Raw genomic sequence first — 20683 nt, forward strand, 5'->3', positions numbered from 1 at the left:
GATGGAAAAATAATAAACCTTTATAATCACATTGCAGTTCACTCCACACCAACTGTCAGACGCCATACTCCTCGCCTATGGATACCTTATTTGCTCTGCGGCTTCAAGTATTTATCCAAAAACTTGATCATTGTACTGAAGAAATCGATCAAGTTCTCTTCGTTGGTGAAGCCATGTCCTTCATTATCCTTGACCATATACTCCACTTGCGTGCCGCGTTTTTTGAGTGCTTCGACAAATTGGTCGGAATCTGCTTTTTTCACCCGCGGATCATTCGCCCCTTGAGCCACGAATAATGGCGTTACGATCTTATCGACGTGGAACACCGGCGAAACTTGCTTCAACATTTCTTTGTCCTTTTCGACATTGCCGACACGTTCGTTATAGAGATTTCTCATGTTCTCCCAATACGGTGGAACCGTTCCCAAGAGCGAGAACATATTCGTTATACCTACATGATCAACAGCAGCAGCATACAATTCCGGCGTTTTCGTAATGCCCGTCAAGGCTGAGAATCCGCCAAACGATATGCCATAAATTCCAACTCGTTTCGGATCAGCAATCCCTTGCTGAATCGCCCACTTCACACCGTCAGTAATATCATCTTGAATTTTCAATCCCCATTGTTTATTTCCTGAATCCATAAAGGACTTCCCATATCCCATGGATGAACGGAAATTCATTTGAAGTACGGCATACCCGCGGTTTGCGAGCAATTGTACATCCGGGCTGAAGCCCCACATATCACGTATCCACGGCCCACCATGCGGATTGACGATCATTGGAAGGTTTTGAGGCTTTTTATTTTTCGGTAATGTTAAGTATCCGTGAATCGTTAATCCGTCTCTGCTCTTGTAAGAGATCGGATACATATCAGCCATCTGATCTGGTTTTAGCCACGGACTCATATTACCTAAGAATGTTAACTCACCGGATACGTTATCATACAAATAATACATCCCGTAAGTCTTGTCATTCGAAACACTAACGATCAGCCTCGTCATATCCTCGTTATAATCGTTTAGTCCGATTTCACTTTCACTGACGCCAAGCTTCTGCTGCAGCTTGCGGTGTAACGCCTCGAATTTATCATCGAAAAACTCCAAATGCGTTTTATCTGTCACATAGATAGCCGCCAGCATTTTATCTTGATTCTTGTCGTACAATGCTCCAGTCACGTCAACTTCAGGATGCTGATACAGAACTTCTTCCTTACCCTTTACATTCAGCTTGACGAGCGCCGTCTTGTCCCGACCGTTATTAGAGACCGCATAGATCGATTTACCGTCTGCCGAGAAACCAAGCGGATTTATCGTATCTCCAAAATGTAACGTAGCCAGCGGTTTGAACGCTTCTTCCTCCGTATCGCGGTACAACAATGTACTTACGACTCCGTCGCTTTCAGAAGCGAGTCGAATCTTGCCTTGGCGATCAGCTACCCATGCCGTAATGTTCCCTGGGTTTTTGGCGATCAGCTTCGTTTCCCCTGTCTTTACATTCAATTTATATACATCGAAGATGGTAGCATCTTCTTTATTCATCGAGATCAGAATTTCGTCTTTCACACCAGATAATTCGCTCACGAGTTGAACACTGACCTTGTCGTAAGGCGTCAAATCCACTTCCTTATTGCCATTAAAAGTGGACGAATATACATGGAAATTCTCATCTCCGCCCTTATCTTTGCGATATAGAATGTTATCGCCTTTCCAGAAGAAGCCGGCGATATCGCGATCTTTTGAGCTTGTCACGCGAATAGGCTCGCTTTTCCCTCCGATTTTCTCTACAAACACATTGGAACGGTTCTCCCAAGTACCCGCATAAGAAAGATACTTGCCATCTGGAGAAAGCTTATACCCAAAGCTGCCCGGACTCCGCATGAAGTCTTCCACGGAAATTTGTGCCACACCTCTGTCGTCCAACGTTGCTAGCATTTTATTGCTGTAATTTTTAAGCACAACAGCCGCTTGAGCTACAGTCACTGGCTGATCTTCGTGCAAGCTTCCATCTGCATTCCCTTGAATGAGCCCAAGTGCCTTGGCGCTTGTTGCATATTCGGCCAAGCTCGTTTCTCCCTGTTCCTTGCCGAGTGCCCGCACCATCATGCGTGCCATCTCACCGCGTTTGATTGGAGCGTCAACGGAAGTGAATTCTCCTTCCTTCAACCACCCCTTCTCGGAAGCAACCTTCATCGGATCGATGCCATGTTGATAGGTAAGCAATACCACCGCATAGCGGATAAAATCTTTAACAGAAATCTCTTGATTTTGTTGTACCCCTTTGTCAACGATTCCCTTCGTTATGAGCGTCTGTACTCCATCTTGATACCATGGTGCTGCTTGTTTCGCTCCATCCTGTGCCATGACTGACATGGGAATGGATACGGCCATAATAGCCGCAATCGCTGTGGAGACTAGTCTTTTTCTTGCATTCATGCTTTAAGTTTCCCCTCTCTGCCGGTACCCTGAATTTTTAAGGATGAATGTTATTTACATTCGTTTGGAAAATATTGATTTTTACTGCATCCGAGACGACTCCCAGCCCTTGAAAGGCCTTGGTCAATCGAATCGTTCATACTATATGCTCCATACTCTTTTCTTCTCTCGGTCTCTCAATAACTATATCTTATAGGACGTAATCTTCTTTTTTCTTACATTACTCTTACGATTTTCTTAAGCTGACTATTTGTGCAATAATAGCCGCTGTTCAAAAACATATGTGTTCTTTGCTCAAGTAACGACCCACGAAGCTGATTTTAGCCTCTATCAACCACGAGCCAATTGTTGAAGATAGTTCAAACTATCCTGCCCATCAGCATAATAAAATGAGCAGACTGTGGTAGTCTGCTCAACAATGTAAAGTATTCAACTATCGTGTCCCTTTAGCTTAAACAATCTAGCTGGATCAAAGCTTTCGTTATTTTGCAACTAATTCATCGGTGTTCCTCAAAGTTCCATTAACTCATCTCAATTCATCAATATTAAAGTCCATAATATCTCCATGTTTCGCGTAGTGTATCAATCCATTGACTTCTTTTTGAACTCTTTTCGTTCCATTTTCATACTTCCACCAATTATCTGGCCTAGTTGTTTGATCTAATACTGGATGAAAACTATATTCAAACCATGAAGGCGCATATCTTAAAAATGTTAAATGACATCTTCGCATGTGATAAAAGGCTGTGCAGATCAAGATTCGCTTCATACTGTTCAGCCCGATTTGTTTATCCAATGCAGCTAAGGATTCAATCACATTCTCCTTCGTATTGGTTGAAATCGTCTCTATGATGATCGCATTCTCCGGAATACCTCTTTCTATCGCAAACGATCGCATGGATTCAGACTCAATAAATTCCCCATTATATCCGCCTGAGAAGAGTAATCTAGACGAACGTCCCTGGAAATACAACTCCACTGCAGCGGGCGTTCTATATTTATTGCTCGTTCTGCTAGACGGCACAATAATACAATCGCACTTAGCGTCATCATCTCGTATTCCCTGAAACAAAATCTGATGTGCGAGCTCCTTGGATACCTCTCCTTCTTCTAACTCAGATAGATACAACGTTGATCCCCCTCTCCTAATCATATATATGCAATCTATCGCTCGAAGGGCAAAATAATGATGGCTTTTCGGGCATTTCACATGATGGTGTCCCCAAATAGAGCACTTTGTCAAACTAGATTGGGACACCGGTATGGCCCGAGTCTCGACAATCTATTCGTGCATTGCTTATCTTCTATTAATTAATTTCAAGGCTTGCTGTAAATCTATATCTTCTTCAATATGTTTAGGTGTCCATTTGATATAGATATCTGGCTGAATTCCTTTTCCGTGTATTGGGTGTACTTCGGTTTTCTGTTCAAGTCTTGATATGGGATAATATAGAGTAAACTGATTGTCCCAATTGATACTAACTAAGTCGCTATAATCATTTAGTCCCATAGTAGCACGTCCTACTATTGTTACTTTGGATGATCCTTTACTAGTCCCCACAAATTCCTCTCCGGCACTTGCACAATAATAGTCCGATAAAGTCAAAAGCAACAAATCCTTGATTTCGATAGGTTTTAAATTGATTTTCACCAAACTCTAGCATTTTAAGCGTATCTTCATCATCTGTTGAGCTTCGAACTTTCTCGGCCGATTTTAAAAATAGTTCCACATTACGGTCAGAACAATTAAATTCTCGTACTTTCAGTTCAGAACTTGGCTTTTCTCCTTTTTTATAAAAATATCTCACTAAAGAATTGCCAGCATGAGCATTTCCTCCACTATTATGCCGGACATCAACAATTACATTTTTACTTGCAAGCAGGTCATCCTTATGCTTTTCAATTAGATTCACGATACGATCGGTATCTCCAAAATCAGAAAGGGTTACTAATAAAGTGTCTTCGTTAATAGAACGAATATCGTAAGTTGACTTTTTAGGGGTTCGTCGATATAAATTCAATTCCAGTTTAACTACATCTTCATTTTCGTTAATAAGCTCAAAATACTTAGCTTTGTTTAGGATTTCATCCCATTCCTCTCTCTCCGGATGAGATTCTCTAAGCATTGCACGTTGCTGTTTTCTTATCGAAGAAATCGATTGTCCGTCGACAGAAACAATTCTTGCCCCTTTTCCAAATCTGTTCTCTTCATAAACCTCTGTTACGTATAAGGTGTCTTCGTAATTCCTTACAAAAAAACCACATGTTTTAACTTCTACCTTTTCTGAATTATGTAAGTGAAAATACATATGACGATCTTGGAAACTAACAAGGTATTCATTCACAATTTCAGCAAACAGTTGCGGTGTCATTAATTCACTGGTTTCAAGGCGCTCTATTTTTTCTGTAAAATAATCAGGATTATCCCAACCTTTTTTTTCCTCATACCCTGCATAATCCTGATGCATGATAGAAACAATTTCAGCAAATATATTTACGTAGTTCATATTATTCTTTCCCTCCGAATCTCTTCTTGAACAACATCTAAACGAAACGGTCGAGCAGCAATTTCTAACTCAATAGTATTGCTACATAAAATAGTCCCCCGTTGTGAATTAACCAGACTCTAGATAGCTTACCTCTTAGTTCGGGTTGTTGATTTCCATTAATTTCCCATGATTATACATCCAGTGGAAAAGGAGCACAAGGTGCCGAATCTAGAAGTAGAATGAAATCCAGTTATTTTTCTGCTTTTTTGTTTTAATATAAATGCAAAAAAGGCGCATCATTAGATACCGCCATCTGGCTTTTAATTGGTGAACTTCCTCCAATTAATATGGTCGTTTCCATACCCCAATAGTTCTCAACTAAATAGTCAAGATCTCCAATCGCTTTGTTCCTTGGCTTTCATAGTCTCTCTGGACAAAAGTCATTTTCGCCCTAATTTCTTCGTCAATATCTTCAACCAAATAGGCTAGATTCACTATTTCAAATGAGTCTATTATAACACTTCTAAATGTATTCTTTCCCATCAACGGCTATGATGGATATTTTATAGAAACTAATTCGACCTTCTTGTTTATATCTGTATACTCATAGGTAGCAAAATAAATTTGATCCACCTGAATTAAATTCCATAGATTCTCCTCCGAAATTGCCATCGTGAATGTTATTGCATCGCTATCATATGGATTCTTGACTCGCATCCCCACCTAATCGGATTATTTATCGTCCTCAGGGAACATCTCCCTCAAAAAACTTGAAATTTACTAAATAAAGATAAAAATAATAAAAGTTGTAATAAGTTATCAATCGTACGACATCTTAGTTAATTTACATGAGAAAAGAAGGAATAATTATGATGATGTTTTTGATGTTGGCTATTAGTCTAGGTTTACTATTTTTAATTCATTATTTATCGAACCAGAAGATTCAATATGAAGTAAATTTTCCAAGTTCAAAGAAGAGATTTATAATAAAGCTATTGCAGTTCATTAAATTTGCTCCTGTCATTGCTTTACTTGTATTACTCGTATTGATTTTATCAACTCTACATACAAAAGCAGGCATTCGACTCTCTCATGCATGGTATGCTGCACAATTTTGGGCTTATTATACGTTCCTCTATTGCATTTATATGATGACCAAGAAAAAACTTTTTTTGCTTTCAATGATTTTCTCTTTATTCATAGCCATTTATATCACGCCATTTTTTCACTTTGAAAACCAATTTACAGGATATAATGTATTTGTAGCTGATATTTTCGGAACTTTGATGTTTATCAATTTATGGATGGAAATATCAAGAGTTTTAGTGCAAATAAAAAATAAGTAACGTGAGACAAATAAAAACACCTTCAAGCAAGTTCCCATTTCATAAGATTCGGGAGTCAACCTCGGAGATGTTCTTGCGTAGGCAACTTGCCATGTCTTTCTTAACAATTCGATATGCTCATCTCGAGATAAACGGGATAATCCATTACAGGATCATGCTTATCTATAAGATTCAATCTATTGCAAGGTTTCATTGATTAAGGTACTCGTTCTTTAAGAGCCCGCAACAAATGAGGTCTTCATATTCACCCCATTTTTCACATGTTGTCTCAGTGCTTTAGCTCCGATTACAACTTATTCTTCTTTATGTACAATTGCTAGTTCGTAGCTGTTTTGTATTCTACAAAATATATCATAATTTATACAGATTCATAATTCCCACAGTCATACTTCGCTCAATCCTCAATGGGACGGGGACAATGAAATGAAATATATGTACCATGTGTCATATTTACCTATTATTAGTATAATTATAAAGTGTGGTTATGTCTGTCCGGCAACCGCCAAATATGAATGAAGGAGGCGCTTGAATGACCATAAGCCCAACATTGCCGTCGTTCAATCCATTTTCATCCGATTTCAAGGATCATGCTTATACGCTGTATGAGAAGCTCAGAGAACATGATCCGCTTCACCGAATTACTTTGCCGAACGGCAGGACAGCCTGGATCGTGACACGCTATAAAGATGCCGTAGCCGCACTGAAGACCGATTATTTGAAGAAAAATTTGTTCCAATTCGTCACGCCCGAGGAAATGGGACTTCCCTCGTCCCAAATGGATCTGATGGTTCGACATATGCTGAATTCGGATCCGCCGGATCATACCCGGCTCCGTGGCCTCGTGCAAAAAGCATTTACCCCCCGCATGATTGAGAAGCTAAAGGAACGGATCCAGGACATAGCGAATTCGCTGCTGGATCAAGTAGTGAATCAGAGCTCCATGGAGCTGATTCAAGATTATGCCTATCCCCTTCCGATTATTGTCATATCGGAGATGCTGGGTCTGCCCAACGAAGACCGGGATAAGTTCCGCGAATGGTCCCATGCGCTCGTCTCAGCCATCAATGTCCCGGAGAAATATAAGCAAATCGAATCGGACATAGACGCTTTTACGGACTATATTACGAACTTGATTGAGCAGCGCCGCCAAGATCCGAAGGAAGATTTGTTATCTTTGCTTGTGCAAGCGGAATCCGAAGGGGACTCCTTGTCGGAAAAGGAACTGATATCGACAATTATTCTATTGATCATAGCCGGACATGAAACGACCGTCAACCTGGTTGGAAATGGCATATTCACATTATTGAATCATGCGGACGAACTTGAGAAACTTCGGAACACCCCTTCCTTGATGGATTCCGCCGTCGAAGAGCTGCTGCGGTTCATGGGCCCGGTCGAATTCGCAACGAATCGCTGGATAGGAGAAGATTATGAATGGAACGGCAAGCTCATCTCGAAGGGAGACATGGTGCTCATCGCACTTGCCTCGGCCAACCGTGATCCTGACTACTTCAACGACCCAGATCGGCTGGTCTTGTCCCGGGAACGGAACCATCATATCGCGTTCGGAGTGGGTATCCATCATTGCCTGGGAGCTCCTCTCGCCCGCCTGGAAGGACGAATTGCAATTGATACGTTCTTACGTCGCCAAAGCCGGTTAAAGCTGGCCGTTTCGCCCGAGCAACTCGAATGGCAGCCCACTTATCTTATGCGGGGTTTCGTCTCTTTGCCTCTTCAATTCCAATAAAAATGCGGGGATGCGAACCGATTTATTCATAATTCTTTACGGGATCTGCTGCTCCAGCCTCCGTCATATCTAGAATTGCTTGAAATACATTTGGCGGGTATTCCGCAATCCGGTGGCATAGATACAAATACCATTCACGACCAAACGTCAGATAAATCCGAACAGGATAACCTGCCTTCTTCAATCGACTGCTCAAATCAGGCCGAATCCCATATAACATCTCGAATTCAACGCCTGGCTCATGGATCCATCCCCGTTTAATAACTTGATCAATGATAGACTCGTCATGAGTAGCGATCGACAGACGATGCCCTTTGCGGATGGCCTGCTCTATAAGCTGTATATATCGCTCATTTAAGGCAGATGAACGCGGCATGGCGATCTTCTCCGTTTCTTGGTACGCACCTTTCACAATGCGAATCCGTCCTGAGATATCGTTCAAATCCTGTGCCGTACGGTTCAATTGTGCCTGAAGTGTGATGCCGAGGTTCGCATATACGGCTGCTGCTTTTGTATAAATCGAAAGTATGGCGTCTGTCTTAGCTGATTCCTCCATGCTGACAAACAGCTCGACGTCGGCCTGTCGAGCTAGTGCGGCCATTGCTGTCAAATTCTTATAGGCCAATTCGCTATCTATCGATAAGCCAATGTGAGATAGATCAAACGATACGCGAGCTGGTATTCCATGTTGAGCCAACGTATGAATAAGCAGCGTAAGCTCCAGAGCCGCATGTTCGCAGTCTTGGATATCCGTCGTATTTTCACCGATATATTCAAGCGATATAGCGTACCCTTTATCGGCTAGCGTTCGTCCTACCTCAAGGCCATCCTGGCGATTCTCCCCTGTCACATACTTTGCTGCCGCGCGCTGCAAAAGCTGATAAATGGCGGGTGTCTGTTCAACAAAAGCCTTCAAATCAGCTCGACGGGCAATGGATTTCATCGTTTTAGAAAATTGCTCTTCCACATTAGTCGTTGTTATCATCAAATGATACCTCCTCTTATCTATAGGTTCAATCTACAGGATAAGAGGAGGTTACGATTGTAAAAAATTGCGCTTATCTAAACGGAGATAGCATAAGCTTGAGGTGTTGCCCCTACTATTTTGGCAAAGGCTTTTATAAAATGGCTTTGATCATAGTAGCCGGCATCTACGGCAATTTCGGCAATAGAGCGCCGTTTTTTCAGTTCCTTCTTGGCATGATTGATACGAAGTAGATTTTGATACGCATGAGGCGGCAAATGCGTTCCTTTTTTGAACATGCGGATAAGATGATATCTGCTGATCCCGGCTTCATGCTCCAACGTGTCGAGCGTGATCCGATCCGTATAATGCGCATGGATATATTCCTTGATCAAATTGACGTACTTCGTTTCCATTATTCCATATGGCTCAAGCGTCAGATCGTATGCATGCTTATCTACAAGCTTGTGCACCAGTTCGATTAACGATGTTTCAATTTCTAGTGGAGTAGCACTGCGAGTCAGTGCCTCCATGGTGCGATTGAGCAGCATGCTGCAAGCTTTATTCCTCCCAGTTTCGAGCAAGAAAGGGATTTGAAGACGATTAATATCAGGCATTTCAAGATGAGCGAACCATTTCGGCTTAATGAACAGCATTTTGTATTTCCATTCTTCATCTTCCGCAGGCTGACAGGCATGTAGGATAAGCGGCGGAAAGCTGATTATTCTCCCCTTCTCAACGCGCCACAAGTCGCCATCACACCATGCCTGCGTTTCGCCTTCATCGATTAAACCGATGGAATACTCTTCGTGAAAATGCTTCTGATATGCCAGGTCACTCTTATGGCAGCGCTTCGCTTCCAGAAAAGGGAGCGCTTCATCACGGTAAAAGGTTACATCTGTCATTTTCTAACCTCCAAATGTTCAACTATACTTCCCAATCATAAATTTCGCCAATCGCATTGCAAACAACAGACATTCACATCATTATGACTGTTTTGTGGTTATGATGGATATTTTATGTTCCACCCTCTTGTTTATATCGGTATACTCGTAGGTAGTGAATATAAGAAGCTGTTGTGGTAACCGGATCATCGCATGAAAGAAACAGCAATACAAGTAGAGAACCTGTAATCAGAAAACTCATTACATACTTCAATGCATCCCCACCTAATCGGAGTATTCGACTGAACCATTCTCCTAAAAAAAACTTGAAAATTACTAAATAAAGAATAAAATAATAAAAGTTAAAAATAAGTTTTCAGTCTTACGACATCTTAGTTGATTACATTAGAAAAGAAGGAATAATTATGATGATGTTTTTAATGTTGGCTATTAGTCTGGGTTTAATGTTCTTCATTCATTATTTATCAAACCAGATGATTCAAAATGAAGTTAATCATCCAAGCACAAAAAAAAGCTTTATCATAAAGCTTTTGCAGTTCGTTAAATTTGCTCCTTTCATTGCTTTGCTTGTATTACTCGTACTGGTTTTAACAACTCTACATACAAAAGCAGGCATTCGACTCTCTCATGCATGGTATGCCGCGCAATTTTGGGCTTACTATACGTTCCTGTATTGCATTTATATGATAACCAAGAAAAAGCTGTTTCTGTTATCAATGATCATATCTTTATTCATAGCCATTTATAACACGCCATTATTTCGCTTTGAAAACCTATTTACAGGATATAATGTAGTTGTGGCTGATATTTTCGGAACTTTGATGTTTATCAATTTATGGATGGCAATTTCAAAAGTTTTAGTGAAAATAAAAAATAACTAACGTGAGACAAATCAAAACACCTTCAAGCAAATGCCCTTATATCGTAAGATACGGGCGTCAAGCTTGGAGGTGTTTTTACGTTGGAAACTTGACATGGCTTCACTGGTTCAGCTGATTCAGATAATAATTTCATCTCTTTACCTAATTCTGTTCCGCATTTTCTTCTCAACAATCTCCAAGATCATATTTACGTTCATTCGCAACACAACATGCATTAATCAAAATTAATCTCATTTTCAATGGAAAGACGTATGGATTCAGAGTAAAGCTTACCATCATTATCATTCCATGTAATCGTTAACGTAGTGCTATTATAGTTATGTATATCCTTCTTTGGTTCATCGTAAGAATATTCTCTGGTTATAGAACCTATATCATTTAGATTGGCGGGAATAGCTACAGTCCCTTCTTTAGAACTTGCTTCAGTCACATAAACGGTTTCATAATTCCCATCCAAATTCAATTCTTCAACTTTCAATTGATAAGAAGTAATCTTCTCAAAATTCTTTGGATCACCTTTGTACGCTAACTTTCCATGTCCGCGCAGTATATTACTAGGAGTCACAATTATTTTGTAATCCGTAATGTCCCACATTTCTCCGGTACCTTTGAGGTTATATACATGGACAGCAGGATGATCTACCGTAAAGTATAAGTACCCCCAAATAACATTAGAAATAATCAAGGCAGCAATTAATAAAAAGTTGATTTTCTTCATTTTTTCTCCTTTAACTAACGGAATAGCTCTGAAAACTTTTGCAATATCCTATTCTAGACTGATCAATCCCAATCCGAATTATTAGCATAGATATCAATATCGAACTCGGCATTAATATCGTTTGCAAATTTAATCTGTTCTGAATCTAAGTATAATGCTGGAGTCATTCCCTCCTCAATGATTATCACGATAAAAAGCTTGTTGGTAGCTTGAAACGTTTTTTGAATTGTATTAATTATTTCGCACTTATCGCGAAGCTGTATAATGATCTGATTTAATTGACCACTTACATCTAGTGATTCCTCATAATCAGTACTAATTGTCCACGATGTTTCTTTTCTAGTCCGATTTTCATTTATTCTTTCACCTTTTAGTGATACAGAGCTGGGATTTATCCCTATTCGTCTTGTCACTTCGTCTACATCAAAATCATCTCCGAACAGACTGTAGTAAACTTTTACTTTTGTTTTCTCCCCCAGTTCACTTCACCTCATCTTTTCTTACACAAGTCTTGCTAGTTCACTTTTTAGTTTTTCTTTGTTTTCATCAACATTATGAAATAGATACCCAAACTAATTCTCATCATTGCGATATAAATATAATTGAGCTGCTACATTCTCTACTAATATAGAAACATTTCTAATGTATTCTCCATCAACACTTAAGGAATTACTTATTTGATATGCCCTTATATCGTAAGATACGGGCGTCAACCTTGGAGGTGCTTTTACGTTGGCAACTTGACCCTTTAATTGATCATCCCTACCTCTAAGATTTCAATCTATTGTGGAATTTCCATTTAGCACCATCGTTTTCAATTCATTAAGCTCTTCAAAAATATCGCGGTTTCGAAAATCCTGTAATTTACTGTCTATTAAATTCAAAACTTCTTTAGATTCTATCATTTTATATTGAAGCAATAACTTCAATGCTGATAGATGCACTGCTTCTTCATCAGATTCAGAAGCTGCGAATAGTAATTCATCAGTTATTTGTTCCACTAAATCTACTGACCATTTTAGTAATACGCACTCTATAATCCAATACTTCCACATCATATCATTACTATTCAACGCTTCTTTAATAGACGGTATCAAGGGAGCTTTTATTGAAACCAAAAACTCAGATATTCTATTAGCTCCTGGCCAATTTATATCCATAAGCCATTCTAAAAGATCGGGAAGTATTTTATGTACTCGCGGATATCCAATTTCTATTAATACATCAGCAGCACTATCCCAATGGCTTTTATCAATCGGTTGAACTAGAATTCTGAGCTCTTCATCCTTCAATTTCTTGAATTGAATCTTTGCTTCTTCAAATTTATCTAATGGAGTATCCCAATGCAGATAAGTTAGTAACTGTTTAAGATCGTCCATATTGCCCTGCCCCCTCCAGCTCCATACTATTTTGATAACACTGTTTCGTCCTTTGTAAAAATACTAGAGCAAGAAAAAATTTGATTAGCTGATGCTCAATTTTTTGCAATCCTTGCATCTACTCTTCCCATTCATAATCAAATACCTCATAAAACTCTTTCGTTTCAAGATTCCTCTCAAAGGCACATTGAGGCTCCCGATTTATAAAAGAAAGAATCGAATCATCTATATTCAATACCTTCCCGATCGAAATAAATTGATAATTATCGATATCATCAGGATCGTTTTCTTCTTCATACCCCGTAAAGAAACTCCATCCCGTATCCGAGCCTTCATTCGGAAAGTCCCTTGCCATAAAATTAAATTCATTTCGCTCCAGCACATCGTTCGTTACAACAACCTTCTGTGTACACAGGGAAAAAGACACTCCATCCAAATTACGACCGGTAGTAATTTGAATAGCCGCTAACATAGTATGTCTAATTTTCCCCAAGCCATGACAAATGTAAATAAACGTATTTTTAGAGGATGAAACCGGAAATGAAAATGTCCGCATTTCCACTGGATCCGTACCCATATTTTCCACAGAACTTTAGAATCATAATGTCTAGATAGTCTACTTTTTTGGAAGTTCCAATATGAACTTCATAACGAATTTTGCTAAGATCCTCTAGTTGTACTTGTTTTGTTGTTATCTCCATGTATTCCTCCAAATTTAGATGGACAAATCGTATAGGCGTCTACAGGAAATAGAGCTAATATCAATATTAGACAAAGTAGGGAAGTAAGTTTCCTCTTATGCAATTACTTCAACTCCTTGTACAGATAGGCACCTTTTGTAAACATGTTACCAGTAGAGCCTATCTTTAGAGTACCCTGGATATCTTGACTATTTGTAAATAAGGAAACGTCAGAATAAGTTTCGTACCATTGACCCTTCTTCACCCAGGTTACCTTATCAGATTTATTTCCTGGTTTGTAACTATCAGCGTTAAACTGAGTGTAGTCGTTAGCGCTCAGTACACGGAATTTGAACTTTGTTCTAATGAACTGAGTTCCATGATAAGAATAAATGGCACTAGTATCTGGAAAAGCATATCCTTCTACTATTACCTTGTTATTTTGCATGTATTTCACAAACTGATCGAAAGGCTCACGATCCATATAGCCATTGTGTCCAAGTAGATCGAAAGATTTATTAAAGTAAGAAGTAGGATTCATAGTTCTGTAGTCGATATTCAGAGCAAGTTTGTAATACTCTTTTACGTTCTTAGCAATACGATCAAGATCTTCTTTAGTAAATCTTTTACTATAATCTTTAGCTACAATTTCTCCATCCATATGATAGATCATATATTTCTTAATCGAATACACATTGTTTGGAGTGTCGGACATCAAATTCCATTCTTTAGAACTTTGGTTAGGACGAAGCTCACGACCCCATCTATCTAAAGTGACAGTACCAGAATCTAACTTTTCTTGATAAGAAGAACTTGTCATATTGATACCACCATAACCAGAATCGTAAGTAACTGAAGATTCGAGAGTCTCACTCACAAACCGAAGAGGAACTACGACCCTACCTTCTTTCTTGATTGCCATTGCATCAAGTGTGGTAGTATTTCCGTTTACAGTAACATTCTTCGAACCAACCGGCATTACAATCGTATTGCCTTTGTGGGTGATAGTCACGATTTGTTTCGCATTATCCCACTTAACATCGGCCCCTAGTTTCTCACTCACGAATCGGATAGGAACCATCGTATTGCCAGCATCATCAATATAAGGCTCTATATCTGGTAGAGTTACTTTCTTACCATCTACAATAAGATCAATTGCAAGGGACGGTTTCCGTACCTCAGGTAAAGAAGGCTCTGCACTCGCCACAGTGACCGACGAGAAAACGGTAGTACCAACGATGATTGCCATCAAAATTTTCTTAAACACATTTATCACTTCTCCTTTTATACGTTTTAATCTATTGCTAATTTACCCAGCATTCGACTTACCCTAAGAAAAGCTATATTAATTCCGGCTTCATCCATATACATTTACATATCCCCTTTAAAAAGAAATTCTGCTGGGCTTTTACACCCAGCAGAACGCTGTTGTTAGTGTGTTCCAGAAATCTCTAAATCATCGGCAGAAGATTTGTTTCCTGAGAACACGTTAATTACCGAATAAGGAATACTTGTAGTTGAATATCTAGTACCGCTTATCTTAATTTCATTATTGCCACCAGGCACCTTGTATTGAAGTGCATAAATCTCTCCAATAGCTTTGATGTCCGCGGCCATCACTATAACGCTTGTGTTGTTACGCAAGTCCTCAATATTGCCTTTCGTAATTGGTTTACCTTTAGCTACTACTACAGCCGAAGAAGGTAATCCGTACGTAAAGTGCCAACGTTGTGCTTGCATACCAAACTCTTCAGTATCCATTTTATAACCAGGATTTTTGAAATATCCATAAGTGTTTTCAGATCCGATATAGGTTCTATTTCGACCGGTTAGTGAGGAGATCTGAGCTGTACCAAACGGGTAGTCACTACCTGATGGTTGAGAAGTCTTCCCTGTAGCAGTATCCGTATCTCTCATTTTAGAGTAGTAAGTTACTGCGTCTGTATTGTCTTCCTCCGCTTTCGAATAATTCCTACGACCTGATTCCTCTGCCCACTTAAGCGAGTAGGTATACGGGTAGACACTTTTGTTATCCCATCCAGGTTTTACAATATCGAATTTATTTATCGGCTTATACTCACCATTCACCAACATGTATACATCCACTGGTGTGTATTTGCCAGTTTGTAAATTCAATTGATAGTAGTAAGGGATTATCTGCAAGTTAGCGTAATAGTTGCCTGTAGTCTCTACATCAGCAAGAACGTTATAACCCAGACGCATTGGTTGTTTTTGCAATGCGGTTATATTGTTCTTCTCTGGAGATAAAGGCAACTCTATAGGCATCTTCTGCTTGTGAAGTAACAACCCATAAGTATTCAAGTACTTTGTCTCATCACTTACCTTATTACCTCGTATATCGATGGTATCCCCAACAATTTGGTTCTGCTTATTAGGATCGACTTTCTTTACGAGGTTCGGTATAAACCATTGATTAGAAGATACAGGTTTTTTGAATAGATTAGAAAATCTGAAATCACCTGTGTCCTCTATGACGAGGTTGCCTATATTACCTACTACATCAATATTGAATCTCTTGATAGCACTATGTCTGGCTGCGAGATTATTATACCGAACCTTATTAATCGGCACCTCATTGTCTTCTTCACCATTAATAGCAATCGCCCTGAATTCGACCAGTGCACTCATCTTTTCTTTTGCCGCTAAAGGCACATAGAAGTCGAAATTAGATTCAGCTACCGGAAGCTCTATCCATTCATTTTGAAGATACATCTGATCCTTGTATATAACTGGATATTCGAATCGAACTGCTTTTGATTTTGTCCACTCTGTTGTATCCATATTATTGACAAAGCCCTTACCTTCTATCGCAGTTGGTCTGCTTATTCCCCAAGCACCGTTACCGTAGAAATCACCGTTGTTAGGGAAGTAGATACTGAATCCATAATCGAGATTGATGAAGTTACCTGGCTTAAATTTACCAAGCCCAGGAACGTCGACTTCTTTCTCTGGATCTGACACTTTAGGTATATACTCATAAGCGTCAGGAGGCGGCTCAGCACCTCCAAGGTTTAGCATTACCTTTTCCACTCTGGTAGGTGCTCCTGTTCCGGGACTATCCGGTATAGTTATTACAACTTTACCATTTCCAGAGTTCATACCTGCTGTCGTGGTTCCTCCTTGGACTCCTCCGATGTAGGAAGAACCTCCACCGCCACCCGAGTCATCCATATCGTCGTAGCTAGGATAGTCGTTACCTCCGGCACCACCGCCGTAGTAACCTCCTCCACCTCCGCCACCGCCAGAATTAGCTCCGGCTGTGTTAGATCCACCATTACCTAGAGAACCGGAGCCACCGTTGTTATCTCCTCCGGTACCTCCTGAAGATTGGGTTCCTCCTTGACCAGGTGTACCGTACTTCTTCTCTCCAGTGCTTCCGGTTAAACCTCCACCATCTCCACCTTTGATACTACCACCACCGTAACCTCCGCCGCCCCCTGCAACTAGGATACGATTAGATAGAGCTGTTCCACCTTTTCGGATATCAGATGCACCGCCACCAGAATCAGTGCTGCGTCCGTGTCCAGACCCACCGCCGTTAGTTCCGGTTTGACCTCCCACCATTACTGTTAAGGTTTCTCCTGCGTTAAGCGTAATCGTACCTTTCGCGTATCCACCTTTACCTCCGTAACCGGAGGTACCTCCCTCTGCTCCCCATGCTTCTAACGTATACGTACCAGTTGCTGGCACGTCAAAGGTGTTAGCTCCGAGAGATGTGAATGTCTTAGTCATACCAGTAACAGGCGGTTTATAGTTAGGATCTGATACTTCTATTCTTTGATATACAGGATCAAGTCCAACCCATTCATTATCTGATTGGTTGGTCAGCTTCAGATTGTCAGCAAAGAGGTAGTCATTCATTGACCCATCCGAACCATTAGTTTCACCCTTGACTATATGAATTCTTGCGATGGATGCGCTTGTTGGCATCGTAAAATCAATCTTAATTCCTGTCTTTGCAACACCAGTAACTACCTCTGATCCAAACGAATTTACAATAGTCCCAGATGCAGTTCTAGCATCAATGTAGAAATTACCTTTACATCTATGACAACCTAGGTCTCCGGTGAATTGATACGTCTTACCTGGCTTGACACTGACATCTCTGTAGTAAACACCTTTGATATCTTTACCAGCTTTAGCTTTCGTCTTGGTGCTTATCTCAAATGAACTAGACCCTCCTATTACCCACTGATCGCCAGACCTGTGGGTGAATGTGATATCTTCTGGTTTCGCTTCAGTCCAAGTCTGCCACCCTGTAACTTGACCATCGAAGTCTAGTAATTCAGCATCACCATTCGGTATGAGGTTCTGTCTATAATCAGGCTTCAACTTTTTCTCATACTCTGTTATGCTCTGCTGCAGATTACCACCGAGTAGTTTGGAATCGTTAGTTCTCTGATCCCTTTCTTCTTTTAGAGGTATTACTATTGCTTTCTCGGTAGAAACTGGATCATGCAATACTACATCATTCACTTTTGAATGTGTAGGCGAGTACGCTGATGTAAAAGATTGACCATTAGCTCCGTATTTCGGGTCATTCGCATTCGAGTACGGAGTTTCGTTAGAACCCTTATCGAGAATCGATCTGTAGAATACGGTGGAATTACCTGTTACGTATAGCCCGTTTGGATTATCTCTTATAGGGTTAATTCCTGTCTGCATGAGCCGCAGAGGACCACCTGGCCGAGCGGGTCTATTTAATCCAGCAGGCAATCTATCGAATACGGTTTGTACTGTACTTCCACTGCCAGAGCCGATATACTTCAGAGTCGGACTTCCATACTTACCATTGTAAGAGCCAATGTTAATCGCATCTGGGCTCCACTTCGCAGCAGAGTTAGAATTGCTATCCCATTGAGCGACTTTGCTAGTCTTAGGTACAATCAGTGGATCTGTTGTCTTTGCTGTATTCGATTCCTTGTCAAAATACATGACGGATTGATCTCCGCTTGAAGTCTGCAGAATTAAGAAGTCTGATACTGCTGTCACATTTGTAGTCAGAGCTCGTCGTTCTTTGAACCTAGCAGTTTCACTAACACCATAGTTATCATCCGGACTGTTGGCATCTCTGTTATCTGAGTTGCCTTCATTCCACACTACATTATCATGCTGATTAGCCTCAAGCGAATACCTCAATCGACCAGCAGCGCTCGTGTTGGAAGCAGCAATGTTAGCGAATATAGTTGGATCTCCTTGAACGACAGATGCTGTGATCTCATTCGTTTTTGTCAGCTCTGCCATGCCATCAACTTTCGACTTATCAATCTTCCATACATGGACTTTATTAATCTTCGTATAGTCGAACGTTACAGTTTGAGTCCAAGTATCAGAATAACCACCTACTGTTTTGTTATAGCCTTCTTGTACCCACCAGTAGTCTGTGTGTGACTCCTCTGGTGATCCTCCTGTACAAGGATTACCAGAACAAGGTACCGCCGGTTTCGTTACATGTTTCGTACTGTGCGATGAAACTCTCTCTGTATACGATGCTCCAGATACGTCAGTCTTAGTTCTAGGTGTTGGCTGTGGAGGAGGACTTTCATGACCTATCGATCCTGTAATTGGAGACATATTCCATCCAGAAGGAACTGCATTAAATTTAGATGTATAAGTACGAGTTGCTGTAGCATCTGAAACATACTCTGTCTCGATGTCCACAATAAATTCAGAGCCACCTGTTGCAAAGTACAGGCTTCTAGTTGTTGGGGTTCCAGCCATGGCATCGAATGTTTCATTACCAGGAGTACCCTCTTTAATCTCTGACCAATAGCTTGGACGTGATGTGTAATAACCAAATCTATTCGGATCTGGTTTCTTTTTACGAAAGAACTTCATCTTCGTTCCTGTACTATTCTCACATGTGACAGAAACTGTCTTTCCATTTCCATCTATGTAAGTTAATGTTACAGTTGCATTATACTCGAATTCAACTTTCTGATCTTCTGCTATTGGATAACTAGACAGATCGTCCGTATACTTCAAAGGAGTTTTGCCTGAGAAGTAATCAAGTACTTGCTGAACTTTCATAGTTGTTTCTGTTCCAGAAGTTGGTGTTCCTGTCAAGTTAGGATTACCACTTCCACCTGTCCGTGTAACATTCACTTTAACTTTAACATCATTCGACATACCTTCTAAAGCTGTCTTCCAATCTTTCTGACTTGCATCAGATTGTTTCATATTTATAGTGATTGGAATCTGCTTACCAATTGTGTCTCCTGTTATTTCACCTGCGATTGTAGAACTGTTAGGTATAGTAAGTGTTGTCGAGCAATTACACTTGATATCAGCATTAGCTTCATAGACAAGTGTTAACCAAACGCCACCTACATCCATCCCTGGACTACGAGTTAATGTTTCTTTATCCCTCACGAAGTTTGGAGCTTGTTTGGTAGCTGTTGAACAACTAAGCTTGTCAGTTATGTTTATATTCTGCTGGTAAGAACATTTCAACTTATAGGTCGTAGTGCCGACCTTGTATGTCTCTGGCACCTTAACCTGCGCAGTTGCTGGCTTTATTCTCCAGTCTTCTGAATCCTCGTCTTTATTCTTTACTCTCACAGTAGCTGCCTTGATAGAGTCGGATTCCACAACAAGTTTAGATTTATCTACTGAAATAGTGTCTTCCTTTGTATCCAACAGATCACCCGTCTTGTCGTTTACTAAACGAATTTTAAGAGGAGCTGTACCTTTAAAGTAGACCTTCTGATCATAATACTGTCTGAAGTCTCCTTTACTTGCCCAAGGCTGTGCTCCTCTTATCCCGCTTAAAGTTGTATAGATAGTTGGTAGATAAGATTGTCCACCGTTTAGCGTTACTTTGAATAATGCTGAAAAATATAATGGATCTCCTTCTTTGATATTCTTCAAAGCAGGTTTTTCCGACATGAGTTTCTGAATATACTTAGCATCCATATCATAGACAGTCAATGTTTTTCCTGGCTGATAACCGACTATGTCTTTCCCCGTCATCTTACCTAGCTTTTTCAATTAGATCGGCTACACTTAGTTGGACAGAAAAATTAAGGGCTAGTAGAATTAACACATCATAACAAGGAGCGGATCTACTATGCCAAGAATAAGACGAACATTTACAGATGATTTCAAGAAACAGATGG

Annotated in this window: 15 protein-coding genes; 3 read left to right on the plus strand and 12 right to left on the minus strand. The window is 40.2% G+C overall.

Going from position 1 to position 20683, the window contains the following annotated elements; genetic code table 11:
- Nucleotides 1–86 precede the first annotated feature (86 nt).
- The 4 genes from M3661_RS23850 to M3661_RS23865 form a co-directional block, all read right to left on the minus strand.
- Nucleotides 87–2435, minus strand: coding sequence for a S9 family peptidase (locus tag M3661_RS23850; protein ID WP_251489238.1), 2349 nt, complete (start codon nt 2433–2435; stop codon nt 87–89).
- A 526-nt stretch (nt 2436–2961) separates the two neighbouring features.
- Nucleotides 2962–3564, minus strand: coding sequence for a YdcF family protein (locus M3661_RS23855; protein WP_251489240.1), 603 nt, complete (start codon nt 3562–3564; stop codon nt 2962–2964).
- Nucleotides 3565–3732: 168 nt separating this feature from the next.
- Nucleotides 3733–3996, minus strand: coding sequence for a S41 family peptidase (locus M3661_RS23860; RefSeq protein WP_251489242.1), 264 nt, complete (start codon nt 3994–3996; stop codon nt 3733–3735).
- Complete coding sequence (locus M3661_RS23865) at nt 3986–4942, minus strand: S41 family peptidase (RefSeq protein ID WP_251489243.1); 957 nt, start codon at nt 4940–4942, stop codon at nt 3986–3988. Before M3661_RS23865 ends, M3661_RS23860 begins: the two co-directional genes overlap by 11 nt.
- Before the next feature lie 854 nt (nt 4943–5796).
- Between M3661_RS23865 and M3661_RS23870 the strand changes: the two genes are divergently transcribed.
- Nucleotides 5797–6270, plus strand: coding sequence for a hypothetical protein (locus M3661_RS23870; protein ID WP_251489260.1), 474 nt, complete (start codon nt 5797–5799; stop codon nt 6268–6270).
- 529 nt (nt 6271–6799) lie between these two features.
- On the plus strand, nt 6800–8017 hold the full coding sequence (locus M3661_RS23875; RefSeq protein WP_251489245.1) for a cytochrome P450 family protein: 1218 nt from the start codon (nt 6800–6802) through the stop codon (nt 8015–8017).
- 22 nt (nt 8018–8039) lie between these two features.
- Here the strand turns inward: M3661_RS23875 and M3661_RS23880 are convergent, their stop codons facing one another.
- Both M3661_RS23880 and M3661_RS23885 read right to left on the minus strand, forming a co-directional pair.
- Nucleotides 8040–9002: a proline dehydrogenase family protein gene (locus M3661_RS23880; RefSeq protein WP_251489247.1), complete on the minus strand. Its 963-nt coding sequence runs from the start codon at nt 9000–9002 to the stop codon at nt 8040–8042.
- A 77-nt stretch (nt 9003–9079) separates the two neighbouring features.
- Entirely contained in the window at nt 9080–9886 is an 807-nt protein-coding gene (locus M3661_RS23885; RefSeq protein WP_021260465.1) for an AraC family transcriptional regulator, read from the minus strand.
- Between the two features lie 407 nt (nt 9887–10293).
- On the opposite strand from M3661_RS23885, the gene M3661_RS23890 reads away from it, so the two are divergent.
- A complete protein-coding gene (locus M3661_RS23890) occupies nt 10294–10767 on the plus strand; it encodes a hypothetical protein (RefSeq protein ID WP_251489262.1) in 474 nt (157 codons plus the stop codon).
- Nucleotides 10768–10981: 214 nt separating this feature from the next.
- Here the strand turns inward: M3661_RS23890 and M3661_RS23895 are convergent, their stop codons facing one another.
- The 6 genes from M3661_RS23895 to M3661_RS23920 all read right to left on the minus strand — a co-directional run bounded on the left by M3661_RS23895 (nt 10982) and on the right by M3661_RS23920 (nt 20537).
- Entirely contained in the window at nt 10982–11485 is a 504-nt protein-coding gene (locus M3661_RS23895; RefSeq protein WP_251489249.1) for a hypothetical protein, read from the minus strand.
- A gap of 62 nt (nt 11486–11547) precedes the next feature.
- Nucleotides 11548–11964 carry a DUF4279 domain-containing protein gene (locus M3661_RS23900; RefSeq protein WP_285853262.1) on the minus strand — a complete coding sequence of 139 codons (417 nt, stop codon included), beginning with the start codon at nt 11962–11964 and terminating at the stop codon, nt 11548–11550.
- Nucleotides 11965–12261: 297 nt separating this feature from the next.
- Nucleotides 12262–12864 (minus strand): DUF5071 domain-containing protein, encoded by a 603-nt coding sequence (locus M3661_RS23905; RefSeq protein WP_251489253.1) that lies wholly within the window; start codon nt 12862–12864, stop codon nt 12262–12264.
- A gap of 118 nt (nt 12865–12982) precedes the next feature.
- Nucleotides 12983–13420: an immunity protein Imm33 domain-containing protein gene (locus tag M3661_RS23910; protein WP_251489264.1), complete on the minus strand. Its 438-nt coding sequence runs from the start codon at nt 13418–13420 to the stop codon at nt 12983–12985.
- A 248-nt stretch (nt 13421–13668) separates the two neighbouring features.
- Entirely contained in the window at nt 13669–14811 is a 1143-nt protein-coding gene (locus M3661_RS23915; protein WP_251489255.1) for a copper amine oxidase N-terminal domain-containing protein, read from the minus strand.
- Nucleotides 14812–14975: 164 nt separating this feature from the next.
- Nucleotides 14976–20537, minus strand: a complete 5562-nt coding sequence (locus tag M3661_RS23920) for a glycine-rich protein (RefSeq protein WP_251489257.1) — start codon at nt 20535–20537, stop codon at nt 14976–14978.
- Nucleotides 20538–20683 lie beyond the last annotated feature (146 nt).

Origin of the sequence: Paenibacillus sp. MER 180 (genome assembly GCF_023713665.1) — a bacterium.
GTDB classification, from domain to species: Bacteria; Bacillota; Bacilli; order Paenibacillales; family Paenibacillaceae; genus Paenibacillus_B; species Paenibacillus_B suaedae.